At 27.6% G+C, this 16,173-nt stretch carries 15 protein-coding genes and 1 pseudogene; 15 read left to right on the plus strand and 1 reads right to left on the minus strand.

Annotation, left to right across the window (positions count from 1 at the left end; translation table 11 throughout):
- Nucleotides 1-12: 12 nt before the first annotated feature.
- The 7 genes from M4I33_RS08430 (at nt 13) to M4I33_RS08460 (ending at nt 5,089) form a co-directional block, all read left to right on the plus strand.
- Nucleotides 13-726: a 2-C-methyl-D-erythritol 4-phosphate cytidylyltransferase gene (locus M4I33_RS08430; RefSeq protein ID WP_257916370.1), complete on the plus strand. Its 714-nt coding sequence runs from the start codon at nt 13-15 to the stop codon at nt 724-726.
- Between the two features lies 1 nt (nt 727).
- A complete protein-coding gene (locus M4I33_RS08435; protein ID WP_257916371.1) occupies nt 728-1,747 on the plus strand; it encodes a zinc-binding dehydrogenase in 1,020 nt (339 codons plus the stop codon).
- Between the two features lie 71 nt (nt 1,748-1,818).
- Entirely contained in the window at nt 1,819-2,967 is a 1,149-nt protein-coding gene (locus M4I33_RS08440; RefSeq protein WP_257916372.1) for a CDP-glycerol glycerophosphotransferase family protein, read from the plus strand.
- Nucleotides 2,968-2,975: 8 nt separating this feature from the next.
- Complete coding sequence (pssD, locus tag M4I33_RS08445) at nt 2,976-3,446, plus strand: PssD/Cps14F family polysaccharide biosynthesis glycosyltransferase (protein WP_257916373.1); 471 nt, start codon at nt 2,976-2,978, stop codon at nt 3,444-3,446.
- The gene (gene pssE / locus M4I33_RS08450) at nt 3,446-3,910 is read left to right on the plus strand and encodes a PssE/Cps14G family polysaccharide biosynthesis glycosyltransferase (protein WP_257916374.1); all 465 of its coding nucleotides are present in this window, start codon (nt 3,446-3,448) and stop codon (nt 3,908-3,910) included. Before pssD ends, pssE begins: the two co-directional genes overlap by 1 nt.
- Before the next feature lie 63 nt (nt 3,911-3,973).
- Complete coding sequence (locus M4I33_RS08455; RefSeq protein WP_257916375.1) at nt 3,974-4,732, plus strand: hypothetical protein; 759 nt, start codon at nt 3,974-3,976, stop codon at nt 4,730-4,732.
- 15 nt (nt 4,733-4,747) lie between these two features.
- Entirely contained in the window at nt 4,748-5,089 is a 342-nt protein-coding gene (locus tag M4I33_RS08460) for a Card1-like endonuclease domain-containing protein (protein WP_257916457.1), read from the plus strand.
- A gap of 18 nt (nt 5,090-5,107) precedes the next feature.
- On the opposite strand, the gene M4I33_RS08465 is transcribed toward M4I33_RS08460, so the two are convergent.
- Nucleotides 5,108-5,998, minus strand: a complete 891-nt coding sequence (locus M4I33_RS08465) for a phosphatidylserine decarboxylase (protein ID WP_257916377.1) — start codon at nt 5,996-5,998, stop codon at nt 5,108-5,110.
- A gap of 272 nt (nt 5,999-6,270) precedes the next feature.
- On the opposite strand from M4I33_RS08465, the gene M4I33_RS08470 reads away from it, so the two are divergent.
- The 8 genes and pseudogenes from M4I33_RS08470 (at nt 6,271) to M4I33_RS08505 (ending at nt 16,166) form a co-directional block, all read left to right on the plus strand.
- The gene (locus tag M4I33_RS08470; protein WP_257916378.1) at nt 6,271-8,031 is read left to right on the plus strand and encodes a ferredoxin hydrogenase; all 1,761 of its coding nucleotides are present in this window, start codon (nt 6,271-6,273) and stop codon (nt 8,029-8,031) included.
- A gap of 80 nt (nt 8,032-8,111) precedes the next feature.
- Complete coding sequence (locus M4I33_RS08475; RefSeq protein ID WP_257916379.1) at nt 8,112-8,894, plus strand: HAD family hydrolase; 783 nt, start codon at nt 8,112-8,114, stop codon at nt 8,892-8,894.
- 186 nt (nt 8,895-9,080) lie between these two features.
- Nucleotides 9,081-10,547 carry a hypothetical protein gene (locus M4I33_RS08480; RefSeq protein WP_257916380.1) on the plus strand — a complete coding sequence of 489 codons (1,467 nt, stop codon included), beginning with the start codon at nt 9,081-9,083 and terminating at the stop codon, nt 10,545-10,547.
- Entirely contained in the window at nt 10,548-10,898 is a 351-nt protein-coding gene (locus M4I33_RS08485) for a hypothetical protein (protein ID WP_257916381.1), read from the plus strand.
- A 39-nt stretch (nt 10,899-10,937) separates the two neighbouring features.
- The gene (locus tag M4I33_RS08490) at nt 10,938-11,402 is read left to right on the plus strand and encodes a diguanylate cyclase domain-containing protein (protein WP_257916382.1); all 465 of its coding nucleotides are present in this window, start codon (nt 10,938-10,940) and stop codon (nt 11,400-11,402) included.
- Nucleotides 11,392-12,711 (plus strand): DUF2334 domain-containing protein, encoded by a 1,320-nt coding sequence (locus M4I33_RS08495; RefSeq protein ID WP_257916383.1) that lies wholly within the window; start codon nt 11,392-11,394, stop codon nt 12,709-12,711. The genes M4I33_RS08490 and M4I33_RS08495 overlap by 11 nt, the downstream gene beginning before the upstream one ends.
- 11 nt (nt 12,712-12,722) lie before the next feature.
- Nucleotides 12,723-13,973, plus strand: a pseudogene (locus M4I33_RS08500) (glycosyltransferase family 2 protein).
- A 15-nt stretch (nt 13,974-13,988) separates the two neighbouring features.
- Nucleotides 13,989-16,166 carry a cellulose biosynthesis cyclic di-GMP-binding regulatory protein BcsB gene (locus tag M4I33_RS08505; RefSeq protein ID WP_257916384.1) on the plus strand — a complete coding sequence of 726 codons (2,178 nt, stop codon included), beginning with the start codon at nt 13,989-13,991 and terminating at the stop codon, nt 16,164-16,166.
- Nucleotides 16,167-16,173: the final 7 nt, after the last annotated feature.

Below are 16,173 nucleotides of genomic sequence, written 5' to 3' on the forward strand. Positions count from 1 at the left end.
AGGAGTGAAATTATGATTTACGCAGAGATTTTAGCTGGTGGAAAAGGAACACGTATGGGAAATACGGAGATGCCAAAACAATTTTTAAAAATAGGAGAAAAGCCTATAATAATTCATACTTTAGAGACTTTTTTAGTTAACACTAAAATAAACAAAGTAATAGTAACAACACCTAGTCAATGGATTCAACACACAAACGATTTAATTAATAAATATATACCAAAAGATATGATAGAGAGAATAAAGGTTTGTGCTGGAGGTTCTGACAGAAACGAATCAATAATGAACGGAATAAAATTTATTGAATCAAATTACGGAATAAAGGAAGATGATGTTATAGTAACACACGATGCTGTAAGACCTTTCTTAACTCATAGAATAATAGAAGATAACATAAAAGCTGCACTTGAGTTTGGTGCTTGTGATACTGTAGTACCAGCATTTGATACTATAGTAGAATCAGTAGATTCAGAAAACATAAGTAGTATACCAAGAAGAGATTTTATGTATCAAGGTCAAACTCCTCAAAGTTTCAACATAACTAAATTAGTAGGAATGTATAATGCATTAACTAAAGAAGAAAAAGAGATTTTAACTGACGCTGCTAAGATATTTGTTGTTAAAGGTGAAAAAGTAAAATTAGTTAACGGGGAAGTTTACAACATGAAAATAACTACTCCATACGATTTAAAATTAGCTAATGCCTTAATAAAGGAAGACTTATAAGATGATTAATAAAGTATATAGATTAATAGCAGCGAAACAAATAACAGTTGAGTTTGAAGATAGATCTTTAGGTGGCAATGGAATAATTGTAAGACCTACAAGACTTTCAGTTTGTGCAGCAGACCAAAGATATTATACAGGAACTAGAGGAAAGGAAGCTATGAAGAAAAAGCTTCCAATGGCTTTAATCCATGAGGGCGTTGGAGAAGTTGTTTACGATCCAGAAGGAGAATTTAAACCGGGTGATACAGTAGTAATGATTCCAAACACTCCAACAGAAGAAGATAATATAATTGCAGAAAACTATCTAAGAAGCAGTAAATTTAGAGCTAGTGGATTTGATGGATTTATGCAACAATACGTATTCATGGGAAGAGACAGAATAATAAAATACGATAAGATAAATCACGATGTTGCATCATTTTTAGAACTTATAAGTGTATCAATGCACTCTATAGATAGATTTGATAAAAAATCACATTCAAGAAGAGATGTTTTAGGAGTTTGGGGAGACGGTAATGTTGGGTTTATCACAGCATTAATACTTAAAAAGAAATTTCCAGATTCTAAAATCGTAGTATTTGGTAAGAACGAAGAAAAGCTTAACTTCTTCTCATTTGTAGATGGAACTTACCAAATAGATAATATACCAGACGACTTAAAAGTAGATCACGCCTTTGAAGCTGTTGGTGGAAAAGCAAGTGAATATGCAATAGATCAAATAATAGATTATATAAATCCAGAAGGAACAATAGCTATACTTGGAGTTTCAGAAAATCCTGTTCCTATAAATACTAGAATGGTATTAGAAAAAGGGTTAAGTATCGTAGGTAGCAGTAGAAGTGGTAGAGTAGATTTTAAAGCTGCAGTTGATTTCTTAGAAGAGCATGAAGATGCTCAAAATCAACTTGAAAAACTTATATCAGCAGTTATAGATGTAAATGGAATTGAAGATATAGTTAAAGGCTTTGAACATGATTTAACAACACCATTTAAAACAGTTTTAAACTGGAGAATATAATTGTAAGCTAATATACTTTGGACCCTTTATTAAAAGGGTCCTTATTTTTGATTTATAGCGGGAGGAAGTTTATGAAAACTTTAGAAAGATTAATATTAAAATACCTTCTTAGAATAGTTTATTATGTTTGTTATATAGTTCCAGTTAAAAAAAGGATTGTATTTGCAACGTATAGAAAAGATACTATGAATGGTAATTACCAATATATATATTCTGAAATACAAGAAAGTCAAATAGATTATAAATGTGTATTCTTATTTCAAAAATACCAAGGCGGATTAAGTGGAACCATAAAGTATTTTCTTCATATGATGAGAGCAACTTTCTATTTAGCTACATCAGAGTTTTTCTTAATAGATGATTTCTACTTTCCAGTTTACGTAGTAAATAACCTTAGAAAAGGAACAGAAGTAGTTCAAGTTTGGCATGCATGCGGAGCATTTAAAAAATTTGGATTTAGTATTTTAGATAAAAACTATGGTGCAGATAATAATTACGTAAAATATATTCCTATCCATAGTAACTATACTCACGTATTAGTAAGCTCAGAGGAAGTTAAAAAATACTATGCAGAAGCTTTTAATATGAAAGAAGAAAATATAGACCCTATAGGAATTCCAAGAACTGATATTTTCTTTAATGAAGGTTTAAAAAAGATTGCAAAGGAAAAAGTTTATTCAAGATATCCAAAGCTTAGAGATAAAAAACTAGTTCTTTATGCACCAACATTTAGAGGAACAAGTCAGTCAGATGCAAAGATGAGTATAAACTTTGATATTTCAAGATTAGTTAATTCTCTTCCAGAAGATTATATATTAGGGTTTAAAATGCATCCTTTTGTAAAAGATACAGGGAATGTAGATAACGATAGAGTAATAAACTTATCAGATTATGAAGCTATAAATGACATACTAGTTATGACTGATATGCTAATAACTGATTATTCATCTATAGTATTTGAGTATTCATTACTTGAAAGACCTATGATTTTTTATGCTGATGATTTAGATACTTATATAGATGAAAGAGATTTTTATTATGATTATGAAAGCTTTGTTCCAGGTCCTATAGTAAAAAATACAGATGAACTTTTACACGTTTTAGAAAAAGATTGTGACTATGAAAAGATTAGAGAATTTAAAAATAAATTTTTCGATTATACAGATGGAAAAGCTTCAAAGAGATTTGTAGATAGGATTATATTAAAGAAAGATAAGTAGGTGATTTTATGAAGAAGGTTTTATTTATTTCTTCAACTGGGGGACATTTATCAGAGCTTATGCAATTGAAACCTATTTTTTCAAATTTTGATTATCATATAATAACTGAAAAGACAGATACAACTATAAAATTAAAAAAAGAATACGGAAAAAGAATAGATTATTTAGTTTATGGTGCTAGAAATTATATGCTTAGCTATATGTTTAAATTTCCATATAACATATTAAAATCTATTTATCTGTATTTTAAAATAAAGCCAGATGTTATAGTTACAACAGGGGCACACACCGCTGTTCCTATGTGTTATATAGCAAAATTTTTCAAAAAGAAAATAATATTTATAGAGACATTTGCTAGAGTAAAGTCTACAAGTATGTCAGGTAGAATGATAACTAAAATAGCTGATAAGTTTTTAGTACAACACGAAGAAATGCTTGATGTATATGATAAATCTATATATGAAGGAGATTTATATTAATGATATTTGTTATATTAGGTACTCATGAGTTATCCTTTGTTAGATTATTAAATTATCTTGAAAAGATGGATATAAAAGAAGAAGTAGTAATTCAATCAGGTAATACACCTTTTACTTCAAAAAAATATAAAGTTATCCCTTTTTTAGCTCAGGGAGAGTTTGATGAATATATAAATAAAAGTGATTTAGTTATTACCCACGGGGGAGTAGGCTCTATATTCACTGCGTTTAAATATAATAAAAAAGTTATAACTATGCCAAGGCTATCAAAATATAATGAGCATAACGATGACCACCAATTAGAGATATGCGAAAAGTTTGATAGAGAAGGCTATACTAAAAATTGTACAGACTATGATACTTTAGAAAAATCAATAAAAACTTATAAAGACATAGAATTTAAAAAATATAAGTTTGATAATAGTAGGATTTTAAACTATTTAAATAAAATAATTTTAGAGTAATAGGTTTAAAATTATTTTATAAGGTTAATCTAATAATATATTTAAGAGTAAGGAGACATGCTTATGTACGATACCTTAATAACATTATTAGATAAACATAACGAAAGCATTATAATAATTTCAAAAAAGTATAATATAAAAAATATTAAAGTTCTAGAGAGGCATCCTCAAAATGCTCAATTTAAAGAATCTATAAATGAAATGTTTACTAATAACTTAGATACAAATATTGAATTTATAAAAATTTCTGATTTGAGTGAAGACTTAAAAGATTTATTAAAGGGAAAAGTTTTAATAAATCTTACAGGTGGTAAAAGGATAGACTCTTTAGAACTTTTAAAATTATCATTAGAATTAAATATAGATAGAGTTTATTTAGATATATTGGAGAAAAAAGAATATTTCTTGGGAAATGGAGAAAAAAATATTTTAAAAGATATTGATTTAAATATAGAAGATATATTAAATAGTGGAGGAAATGATTTAATTTACGATTCTTCTAACCTTTCATACAAAGAAGATATAAAAAGATATACAAAATTAATATTTAATAATATAGAACTTTGGCACAAATACAAACAAAGAGTTTCTGATACTAGTATATTTGAACACCTTTATAAAGACCCAAAATACGTTATAATTCATAAAGAAAAATTAGAAAAAGAAGAATTAAAATTATTAAACAAAATACTTTTAAGTCTAAAAGAAGAAGGAAAAATAAAATTAAGAGATGAAGAAGACACTATAAAAGTAGAATTTTTAAATGATTATTTAAAAGGGTTTATCTTTAAGAGTGGAACTTGGCTTGAAGTATTTACTTAAAATATAATAAAAGAAATAGAAGATATAGACGATGTTAAAAGTGGGCTTATATTTTTGTGGAACAAATATGACGATGTTGTTAGAAACGAGCTAGATGTAGTTGCAGTTAAAGATTCAAATATGATATGCATATCTTGCAAAGACAGTGAAAAATACGATGAGAATGCATTAAACGAGCTTAGTATTTATAGTGAAAGGCTTGGAGGAAACAAAACAAAAAAGATTTTAGTTTCAACTAAAAAGCCTTCAAAGCAAACTATAGAAAAGCGAGCTAAAGAGATGGGAATTCATTTAGTTATACTAAATAAAGATAGAGAAAAATTTAAAAATGAACTTAAAAGTATTATAGATAAATAAAAGAAGCTAATAATTAAATTAGCTTCTTTTTGTTCCGATTTTTTCTCCAAATAATACTCTAGTTTCGTATCCAAGAAGAGATTGTTCAACTATATCTTTATCAATTTTTACTATACCTTTTTTAAAGAACAGGATAGTAGTAGAACCTCCAAATTTAAAATAACCTTTTTCGTCACCACGGTTTACGTGTTTAAAAGGTGTATAGCTTTGGATTATAGTTCCAACACAAGTTGCCCCAACTTCTACATATATTACATCTCCGAAATTATCTGATTTAAATAAAGACCATTCACGTTTGTTTTGACAGAATAATTTAGGTATTCTATCTAATGCTATAGGGTTAACAGAATAGTAGCTACCAGGTATTTTTGTTATTTCACCTGGAACACCAGAATCTATAAAGTGATATCTGTGATAATCAGTCGGACAAAGCCTACAGATTAAACAAGTTCCGCCTTCATATTCTTTAGCAATTTCGTCGTTTCTTAAAAGTTCTTTTAGGCTGTATTTGAAGCCTTTTACTTGAACTATATTATTCATATCAATATCTTCATAAGCTAAAAGTCTGCAATCGACTGGAGATATTAAGACATTTTTATCTTCGGGAATAGGTCTAGAAGTAGATTTTAATTTTCTTGCAAAGAATTCGTTGAAGTTTTTAAACTCACATGCATCTTTAGCGTATAAATCCATATCTATATTAAAATCATCTATAAATTCAGGGATTTTTTTTCTACTTAATTTAGTATTACAGAAAGAACCGTAAAGCTTAGATGGTAATTTCTTTTTTATTATCATCTTAGTTACTTTTTTACCTACAGGTGATTCGTAGCACCAAGCAAGGTACTTTTTACCTGCAACTTTTTCTTCTTCATATTTTTTAGTATCTCTATTATAAACAAGTATCATAGTATACTCCTTTAGATTTATTAAGACTTTTTTCGAAATATATAATAAAGTATAGAATAAAGTATATACATATGCAAGGAATAAAAAAATGGATTTGAAAAAATAGGGAGATTAATGTAAACTTAATAAGTATGTATTTAATTTACATTAAAAAAATAATGTAAATTAAAAATGTTTATGATAGAATGGATATAGTTAAAAATATAACAAAGGCATAAAAATTTAAAATTACAGAGGTTTTAAATTTAATATAGATGGAGGTCTTTATTAGAATGAAAAAGTTATTTATTAATGAAAAAGAGATAGAAGTAGCAGAAGGTACATCGATATTAGATGCTGCAAGAGCAAATGGTATAGACGATATTGCAACACTTTGTTACTTAAAAGAATGTGGAAATGTTGGAAAATGCGGAGTGTGTGCCGTAGAGATAGAAGGAAAACCAAACTTAGCTTTAGCTTGTTTAACTAAAGTAGAAGATGGAATGGTTGTTAGAACTAATACAGAAAAAGTTCAAGAAAGAGTTAAGATGAGAGTTTCAACTTTACTTAACAAACATGAATTTAAATGTGGACCTTGTCCAAGAAGAGAAAACTGTGAGTTCTTAAAATTAGTTATAAAAACTAAAGCAAGAGCAACAACACCTTTCTTACCAACACCAGAAGAAAAAGAAAAATTAGTTGATGAAAGAAGTAAATCAATTGTTATAGATAGATCTAAATGTGTTTTATGTGGAAGATGTCAAGCTAGCTGTAAAACTAAGTCAGGTACTGAAGTTATAAAAGTAGCTAACTTTAACGGAGTAAGACAAGTAGCACCAGATGCTGAAAAATGTTTTGATGATACAGATTGTATATTATGTGGTCAATGTGTAACTGCATGTCCAGTTGCAGCATTAAAAGAAAAAAGCCATATAGAAAGAGTTGAAGAAGCTCTTCAAGATCCTGAAAAGCACGTATTAGTTGCTATGGCACCTTCAGTAAGAACTGCCTTAGGTGAGTTATTTAAGATGGGTTACGGAGTAGACGTAACAGGTAAAATATACACTGCATTAAGAGAATTAGGTTTTGATAAAGTATTTGATATTAACTTTGGAGCAGATATGACTATAATGGAAGAAGCTACAGAGCTTATTCAAAGAATAAAGAATGGCGGACCATTCCCAATGTTAACTTCATGTTGCCCAGGATGGGTTAGACAAGTAGAAAACTACTACCCAGAATTAATAGAAAACTTATCATCAGCAAAGTCACCACAACAAATATTTGGTGCAGCTACTAAGACTTACTATCCAAAAATTTCAGGTGTAGAGCCTAAAAATGTATATACAGTAACAGTTATGCCTTGTACTGCTAAAAAATACGAAGCTGATAGAGAAGAGATGGAAGTTAACGGTTTAAGAGAAATCGATGCTGTTATAACTACTAGAGAATTAGCTAAAATGATTAAAGATAGAAAAATAAACTTCGCTGGATTAGAAGATAGCGATGCAGACCCAGCTATGGGAGAATACACAGGAGCTGCAACAATATTTGGAGCAACTGGTGGAGTTATGGAAGCTGCTCTTAGAACAGCTAAAGACTTCGTTGAAAACACTAACTTAGCTGAAATTGACTACGAAGAAGTTAGAGGATTAAAAGGAATAAAAGATGCAACTGTATCTATAGATGGGGTTGAGTATAAAGTTGCTGTTATAAATGGTTCTTCAAATCTTTTCGAATTTATTGAAAGTGGAAGAATGAAAGAAAAAGACTACCACTTTATCGAAGTTATGGCATGTCCAGGTGGATGTGTAGATGGTGGTGGACAGCCACACGTAAGTGCAGAAGAGAGAGAAAAACATAATATAAGAGCTTTAAGAGCATCTGTACTTTACAACCAAGACAAGAAATTAAATAAAAGAAAATCACACGAAAACGAAGCATTATTAAAAATGTATAAAGAGTTTATGGGAGAGCCAGGACACGGTGTAGCACATGAACTATTACACAGAAAATATAAGAAAAAAGATAAAAAATCAGAAGAAATAGTTTAAAATTAATGATATAATAACTTTAAACATGCGCCGCATAATCTATATGTGGCGCTTTTTTTCTAAGGAGGAAGGGAATACATATGAAAATTTTAGCAAGTGATTTAGATGGAACTCTAATGATTGATCAAAAAATTTCACCGAAGGATTTAGAGGGAATTCAAAAGCTTAGGGAACAAGGACATAAATTTGTAGTATCTACAGGAAGAACTGTAAATGGAATGAAGGAAGTTTTTGATAACTATGACTTAGAATGTGATTATATGGTTTTAAATAATGGAGCTGTTGTTTTAGATGGCGATGGAAAAAAGATTATAAGCAAAACTATAGATAAAGATATTCTAATTAAGATAGTAGAAGAATTTCATGATAAAGAAGAGACATTAATTTATTTCGATTACGGACAAGCTATAGGATTAATAAATAATCCTAATGTAGATATAAAAAACTCTGAGTTTTTATCATTTATCCCAGCAAATGTTATGGAAGTTTCAGAAGTTAAGGATTTAAATAAAGATGCCTCTATAATAGGAGTTTTTGCAAGCGATAAGTCAGTTGAAAGAGCAGAAAAAATTAAAGAGAGATTATATGAATTATTAGGTGATGATTTATCTATGTTTAGAAATCAATATTTTATTGATATAATGCCTAAAGGGTGTTCTAAAGGAAATGGATTAAGAGAAGTTTTAAGACTTGAAAATAAAGAGTTAAAAGATTTATATACAGTTGGAGACTCTTTAAATGATATATCAATGCTTGAAATTACAGAAAATAGTTATACATTTAATAGAGCAGAAGAAATAATAAAAGATATTGCAAATAATCATATAGATTTCGTGCATGAAATAGTAGATAAAATCATATAAATAATTTAATGATATTTAATAATTATTTGTGAATAATACTTGTTTTTAAACAGTGTATGAACAACTGTTTAAAACAAGTATTTTTTATTATTAATGTGATAAAATTTTATAAATAAGATAAAAATGAGTAGCAAAACTCATTTTAGAAAACAATAAATATAAGAAATATTTTTTGGGAGGAAGTTTATGAAAGGGAAAGTATATAAATTGCTTGAACGAATAAACTACCCTATTTTAGCAGTTATATTAGTTATAGTTATTGGAAGTTTAACATTATTTTTTAAACCATATGTTGGTATGGCAAATAACGGTGATTTTTATAGGATAATGATAAATAATAATTTATATTATCCAGACAAACAACAAACAGATAAAGATTATTTTAAATATTTTGAAAAAGATTATGGTATAAGCGAATTTTATAATGATAATTCTAAGATGCTTGTATCAACTCAATCGCTCGTAATAAAACCTGCAATATTTTTAGATAAAGTTTTCACCGGAAACGATAATTTATTTGATATAAGGTTTTTAGGAGCGATTCTTTTAGTTATCCATGCTATAGCAGCATATCTTATTATAAAAGGGCTTACATACGATTTAAGAAGTCCCTTTAAAAAGTTAATACTTACTCTGTTATATGTTTTGATTTTTATGGATACAGGTTATATAGCTTACTTTAATTCATTCTTTGGAGAAGGTGTAAATATACCTTTCTTTTTGCTTAGTATAGGCATAATGATATGTATGATTAAATTTAACAAAGTAACTTGGTATAATATTATTCTATTTTCAGTAATAACCTATATATTTATAGGGTCAAAGCAGCAGTTAGCTCCTACAGGCATTCTTGTAGCTATTTTAATTTTTAGGATGATAAGATTTGATAAAAAAAATAATGTTGCAATTATAGGCTTTTTTACGATAATTGCACTAATACTAGGATCCTTATTTTTATATAAGAAAATCGAAGGAGATTTTGATTATATAAATAGGTATCATGCTTTAAATAGAGGTATTTTGTTATATGAAAGTGATCCAGAAAAAATATTAGAAGAGATGGGGATAAATAAACAATACGCCCTCCTTCAAGGAACAAATTATTTTGAAGCTATTTCGCAAATTAATTTAAAAGATGAAAGTCTAAAAAAAGATTATTATGACCATTTTACAATGGGAAAAATAATAGCATATTATGCAAAGCACCCAACAAAAATATACAAAATGGCAAAAATAGGGTTTAAAAATGCCTATTATATAAGACCGGCTGTATTAGGAAATTATGAAAGAAGTGCAGGAAAAGAACCTGGAGAGAAGAGCTATTTCTTTTCTGCCTGGAGTTCATTTAAAACCTATCTATTACCTAAAAATTTAAATCTTTCTATAGTATATATAATAATTTTAGCTTGGCCAGTCATGAAGATATATTTTAGAGAAAGAAAAGATAAAAATGGAATAGAAAGCCTTATGGGAGAGCTTTTTATTTATATATTCTTAGTTGGACTATTGCAGATAATTGCATCCTTAGTAGGTGCAGGAGATGCAGATTTAACTAAACACGAATTTATGTATAATATGAGCTTTGATATGATGGTAATTTTATTTACCTACTCATACTTTAAACTAAAAGAAGAAAAAAGGGAGGCGAAATAAGTGAATTCTTTAGATATAAGAAAAAAAGTAGACCTTAGTATAACAACACTTATTGCATTTTTCTTTGCACTTGGACTTAGCTTTAGTATTTTAAATTTTAAACAAGGATATGAAAACTATACTTTGTTTCTAGTAGCAATGATGGTAACTATAGTTAGTTATTATACAAATGTAACTTTTGCATTATTAACTGTATTAGTAGTAGATTTTGGTTATATAACTTTTAAATTATACCAATATATAATTCACGGGATAGAGATAGATTTTAATACTTACTTTTGGCTTGCATTTATTTTTATAGCGGCATTAGTTACATCTATTTTGTCAGTTAATATAAACAAATTACAATAGAAAGTAAAAGACTTAGATATTAAAAATAAAAACTTAGTTATGATAGACGAAGACACTAACCTTAGAAACTTAAAATCATTTATGAATGAGATGCCTATTTATATTAGCATGACAAAAAGGCATAAGGAACTACCTTTATCTTTGATGATAACTAAATTAAAGTATAGTGAAAATATAAAAAATATTTTAGGTAAAGACGAGTATAGAAATGTTATGAAAGAAATTACTTCAGCAATAGAAGAATTATTAAGAGATGAAGACAGGAAATATATCTTAAATGAAGATTCATTTGCTTTTATTTTAATTACAAATAACGAAGGTGCAAAAGTAGTAAAAAACAGAATAAAGAAAAGAATAGATGAAATTGCAATAAGTGAAAGTAAAGTAACAGGAAGGCTTGTAAAACTAGAATTGCAAACAGGATTTTTAGAGTGGAACCCTGAAATAAAAAATACTTTAGAATTTTTAGAACGTGCGGAGTCTCAATTAGAATATGATGTTTAAAAAGAAAAAAATTCTTATGATTTTTTGCCTTTTTGCAATAATATTTAGTTTCAAACCTGTTTATGCAGTAGAAAAGGGTGAGAGTACATTAATTTTATTTGATACTTACAATAGGTATGGAATAGACGAAGATATATTAAATGAAGTTAATATAATAGCTATGAAAGCAAGTGATGAAGTAACTTTTAAAAATTACAAGTTTTATAAAGATGGAGATATATTCAAATATAAAAATATAATAATCCTAAACAACAACAGAGATGATATAGGAAAAACTCTAAAGTCTGACTTAACTAAATATAAAGGAAAACAGATAGGGATAGGTCAAAAAGTTAATGGACTTAATATAAGTTTAGATAATTTTCTAAATAGTAAAATAAGTTCAGAAAACAAAATCATTACCTATATAAAAGGTAATGATTCTTTAGATAAAGAAAAGTTTTTAGTTTTAGACGATGTAGATGCTTTTATGGATTTAAATTCTTTAGTAGAAAAGATAGATTTTTTAAATAATAGAGGTATTCCATTTATTTTAGATGTAAGACCTATTTATTTAAATACGGAACTACCTTCTATGGGAAAATTCACTGAAGTATTAAGATATGCTCAAGCTAAAGGTGGATTTATTATATTAGATACACCTTATATAGAGTTAAAAGACAAAGTTACATCAAAGGAATTAATAGATTCTATTAGTGCTGGGTATAGCAAATTAGTTGACTATAAGGTTTATCCCATAGCATTAGCTATTCCAGACTGGTTAATTTATAATGGAAAGTTGAAAGAGTTTTTAGAATCAAGTAATACATTGTTTATTAAAAATGATGAGAAATCGTCTTTAGATATAAATGAATTTAATGATCCGAAAATAGAAAATATAGTGACTTATTTTAACTATTCAAAAGACAAAAATATAGAAGATTTAAAGAGGGGCAGTGATTTTGCAGTTTCTATTAAAGCTAATTTAGATAATAAAGAGTTTATAAAAGATATAAAGAATGTTTCAGATAGTATTGATTTTAAAAATCCTGAGGATTTAAAAACAAATATAAAAATAGACGATAAAGAAATTAAATCAAGTGAACTTGGAATTTATTTAAATGGAAGTGATGTAACTCAAACTAGATTTATAAATAGCGAAGAGTTTAAAAATAAGGTAAATAATACAGAAAATAAAAACGAAGATAAAGGAATTGATATTAGTAAGTTTAGTAAAGTTGTAATTATGTTTGCAATAGCAGCTTGTAGTATTTTTATAATTATAGCGATATTAAGTAGAAAGATTGATAGGAAGAAGTACTTTAAATAAGGAGAATGATAATGAATATTTTTGATTATTTAGCTATTTATTCATTAATAGTGATTTGGATAATCATATTTATAAATGTGCTTTTAGTTATAGGAGGATATGTTTATTATACAAAGATAGAAAAACTAAAATTAAAAGAAGAATTAGATGAATATCCTTTTGTAACTATAATGGTACCAGCTCACAACGAATCAAAAGTAATAAGAAAAACTGTAGAGGCATTATTAGATTTTGATTACCCGAGTGATAGATATTAAGTAATAGTTATAAATGATAACTCAAGTGATAATTCTCATGAAATATTAACTAATATTCAAAAAGAAAAACCAGATAAAAATTTAATAGTTATAAGTACAGATAGTATAACTGGGGGAAAAGGAAAATCAACAGCATTAAATATCGGATTTAAAGAGAGTAAAGGGGAATATATCGCAATTTATGATGCGGATAATACTCCAGAAAAATCAGCACTTAAATACCTAGTTCAAACTCTACAAGAGGATGATAGCTTAGGGGCTGTTATAGGGAAATTCAGATGTAGAAATAAAAGAAAAAACTTATTAACTAAATTTATAAATATAGAAACTTTAACATTTCAATGGATGGCTCAAGCCGGAAGGTGGCAGTTTTTAAATCTTTGCACCATTCCAGGAACTAATTTTATAATGAGAAGAAATATTATAGAAGAAATAGGTGGATGGGATACTAAAGCCGTCACAGAAGATACAGAACTTAGCTTTAGAATATATAGAATGGGATATAAAATAAAATTTATGCCAAAGGCAGTAACTTGGGAACAAGAGCCACAAACCCTTAAAGTATGGATAAAGCAAAGAACAAGGTGGGCTGAAGGGAACACATATGTAGTAATTAAGAACTTCAAATATCTATTTAGAAAAGATGCAGGAGTAACAAGGTTTGATATTTTATATTACTCTATGATTTACTTCTTATTTTTATCAGCTAGTATAATCTCTGATGGATTATTTATATTAGGAGGTCTTAGTTTAATTACCCTACACTTAAGCGGATATAGTCTTTTCTTTTGGATTTTAGCAATTTTAGTATTTATTCTTTCAATAATGGTTGCTATATCTACAGAAAAAGGTGAATTAACAATCAAAAATACTTTTATAATCTTTTTAATGTACTTTTTTTATTGCAAGCTTTGGGCAGTTGTAGCTATTTTAGGATTTTATAGATATATAAAATTCACATTATTAAAGAGAGAAGTAAAATGGTATAAAACAGAAAGATTTTAGAAGGGAGGAAATCCTATGATAAGAAAAAGGAATAAAATTTTTAAATTTATTATAGCTTTATTTATATTCACGATAGGAATTATAAGTTTTGGATATAAAGAAGCAGATGCAATTATTAACCCTAAAAACGTAACAAAACAAACAGGTCAAAAAACATATCCTCTAGGAAGTGATGTAGTATTTAGAGGTGTATTTTCATCGCATAGTTGGTTTTTTAATACCGATAGAGAAAATTTTTGGAGAGTAAACTCTGCAGAACTTGAGTTTAACTACAGTATAAATCAAATATTAGATAAAAACGCTAAAGCATATTTAACTTTTTCAGTGAATGGAATTCCATTTAAATCTCAAGAAGTTAAATATAAAAAAGATACTACAACTCAAACTATAAAATTAACTATACCAAAAAAATTAATAACTGTAGGTAGTAATGAAATAAAGGTTGAATCCTATTCTAGAATTTCAGATTTACCTTGCGTTGATGATGTAAATAATGCAAATTGGTTAACTATAAATAAAAATACAAAAGTAGTAGTTAATTTTAATAAATTAAGAGCAGATAATATGATATCTAACTTCCCATACCCTTTTATTGAGGTTTCAGATGAGAAGAAAAGTAACAATCAAATAGTAATACCAGACAAAAATGAAAATAGTGAAATATCAGATTCACTTATGTTAAATACTCATCTTGGAGGACTTATAAAAGATCAAAAATACAACGGGACAATATCTAAATATAGTGATATGTCAAAAAATAAAAATACTATTTTTGTAGGTCTTTATGAGAATCTTCCAAAGGAACTTAAAAAAGAAGTTAATGGGGGAAAAGCTATTTCAGATAATGAGGGAATACTAAAGCTTATAGATTCGCCTTACACAAAAACTGATAATACTAAAGTTCTTATAATAACTGCAAAAAACGATAAATACTTAGAAAAGGCAGTTAGGACTTTGATGAACGAAAGTATAGTAAAGCAGCTAAATATAAGCGAATACAAGGTAACAGAAAATGTAGATGAATTAGATAAATTAGATAAAGACATAGATAAAGTTAAGTTTAGCAAACTTGCAGGAGATAACATCCTTTTAAAAGGACCTTTTAGAAGAAGCGTTAATTTAGGTTATTCTATACCTAAAAATAAAATATTAGCAGTTGGAGGGCAAGTTTCATTAAACTTTAGATATGCAGAGAATCTTGATTTTGATAGATCGTTAGTAACTGTTTATATAAACAAAGTTCCTATAGGAAGTAAGAAGCTTACGCAAGATAAGGCAAATGGAGACTCAGTAGTATTTAACATACCAAACGATATTAAAGATACAAGTTACCTTGATATAGAAGTTGCATTTGACTTAGAGATGAAAAACACTTGGTGTGAAAAAAGGCAAGAAGAAACGCCTTGGGCTTACGTAACTGGAGATTCATATATTTATATTCCAACAGCAGACAATACAAATTATTACTTTAAACAATACCCTAGTCCATTTATAAAAGATAATAATTTAAATGATCTTTTATTAGTAGTTCCAAAAGATATTAATTCAAGTGATTTAACTGCGTTAGGAGATATGTTCTCATATATAGGAAATGATGTTCACTACAACAGAGGAAGTTTAACTGTAGCATCTGGAGATAACGTAGGGGATTTAAAAAATGATAAAAATATAATAGTCTACGGAACTCCAAAAAACAATGAGTTTATTAAAGAGATAAATAATAACTTATGGTTTAAATACAAAGATAACTTTACTGCATTTGATTCAAATGCAAAAGAATTTTTAACAGACCCATACAGTAAAGAAATTTCAACATTCCAATTAGATGTTTCACCATTTAACTCACAAAGAGGAATGCTTGTTATGACAGCTCCAAACGAAAATATTTTAAAAGATTCACTAGAATATATATCAACAGATAAGGTATATAAATTAAATGGTGACTCAGCTATTATAGATTCTTATGGTAATGTTAAAAACTTTAAGATGAAAGAAGAAAAAGATACAAAACCTGTCTTTGATAAATTCAAAGAAGCAAGCACTTTAACAAAAGGACTTATAGGAGTCTTTGGATTATTCTTCATTTTAATAATTGTTTCAGCTTTACTATATATAAACAAATACAAAAAAGATAGTGAAGATGACACAACAAAATCACATAAAAAGACAATAAAAAAATTATTTAAAAAATAAAAAAATC

Source organism: Clostridium sp. LY3-2, assembly GCF_024705715.1.
Lineage (GTDB): Bacteria > Bacillota > Clostridia > Clostridiales > Clostridiaceae > Clostridium.

Excerpts from the sequence above, each read along its gene's own strand:
- M4I33_RS08430 (WP_257916370.1), top strand. The coding sequence starts at position 13 with ATGATTTACGCAGAGATTTTAGCTGGTGGAAAAGGAACACGTATGGGA.
- M4I33_RS08435 (WP_257916371.1), top strand. The coding sequence starts at position 728 with ATGATTAATAAAGTATATAGATTAATAGCAGCGAAACAAATAACAGTT.
- M4I33_RS08440 (WP_257916372.1), top strand. The coding sequence starts at position 1,819 with ATGAAAACTTTAGAAAGATTAATATTAAAATACCTTCTTAGAATAGTT.
- pssD (WP_257916373.1), top strand. The coding sequence starts at position 2,976 with ATGAAGAAGGTTTTATTTATTTCTTCAACTGGGGGACATTTATCAGAG.
- pssE (WP_257916374.1), top strand. The coding sequence starts at position 3,446 with ATGATATTTGTTATATTAGGTACTCATGAGTTATCCTTTGTTAGATTA.
- M4I33_RS08455 (WP_257916375.1), top strand. The coding sequence starts at position 3,974 with ATGTACGATACCTTAATAACATTATTAGATAAACATAACGAAAGCATT.
- M4I33_RS08465 (WP_257916377.1), bottom strand. The coding sequence starts at position 5,998 with ATGATACTTGTTTATAATAGAGATACTAAAAAATATGAAGAAGAAAAA.
- M4I33_RS08470 (WP_257916378.1), top strand. The coding sequence starts at position 6,271 with ATGAAAAAGTTATTTATTAATGAAAAAGAGATAGAAGTAGCAGAAGGT.
- M4I33_RS08475 (WP_257916379.1), top strand. The coding sequence starts at position 8,112 with ATGAAAATTTTAGCAAGTGATTTAGATGGAACTCTAATGATTGATCAA.
- M4I33_RS08480 (WP_257916380.1), top strand. The coding sequence starts at position 9,081 with ATGAAAGGGAAAGTATATAAATTGCTTGAACGAATAAACTACCCTATT.
- M4I33_RS08490 (WP_257916382.1), top strand. The coding sequence starts at position 10,938 with ATGATAGACGAAGACACTAACCTTAGAAACTTAAAATCATTTATGAAT.
- M4I33_RS08495 (WP_257916383.1), top strand. The coding sequence starts at position 11,392 with ATGATGTTTAAAAAGAAAAAAATTCTTATGATTTTTTGCCTTTTTGCA.
- M4I33_RS08505 (WP_257916384.1), top strand. The coding sequence starts at position 13,989 with ATGATAAGAAAAAGGAATAAAATTTTTAAATTTATTATAGCTTTATTT.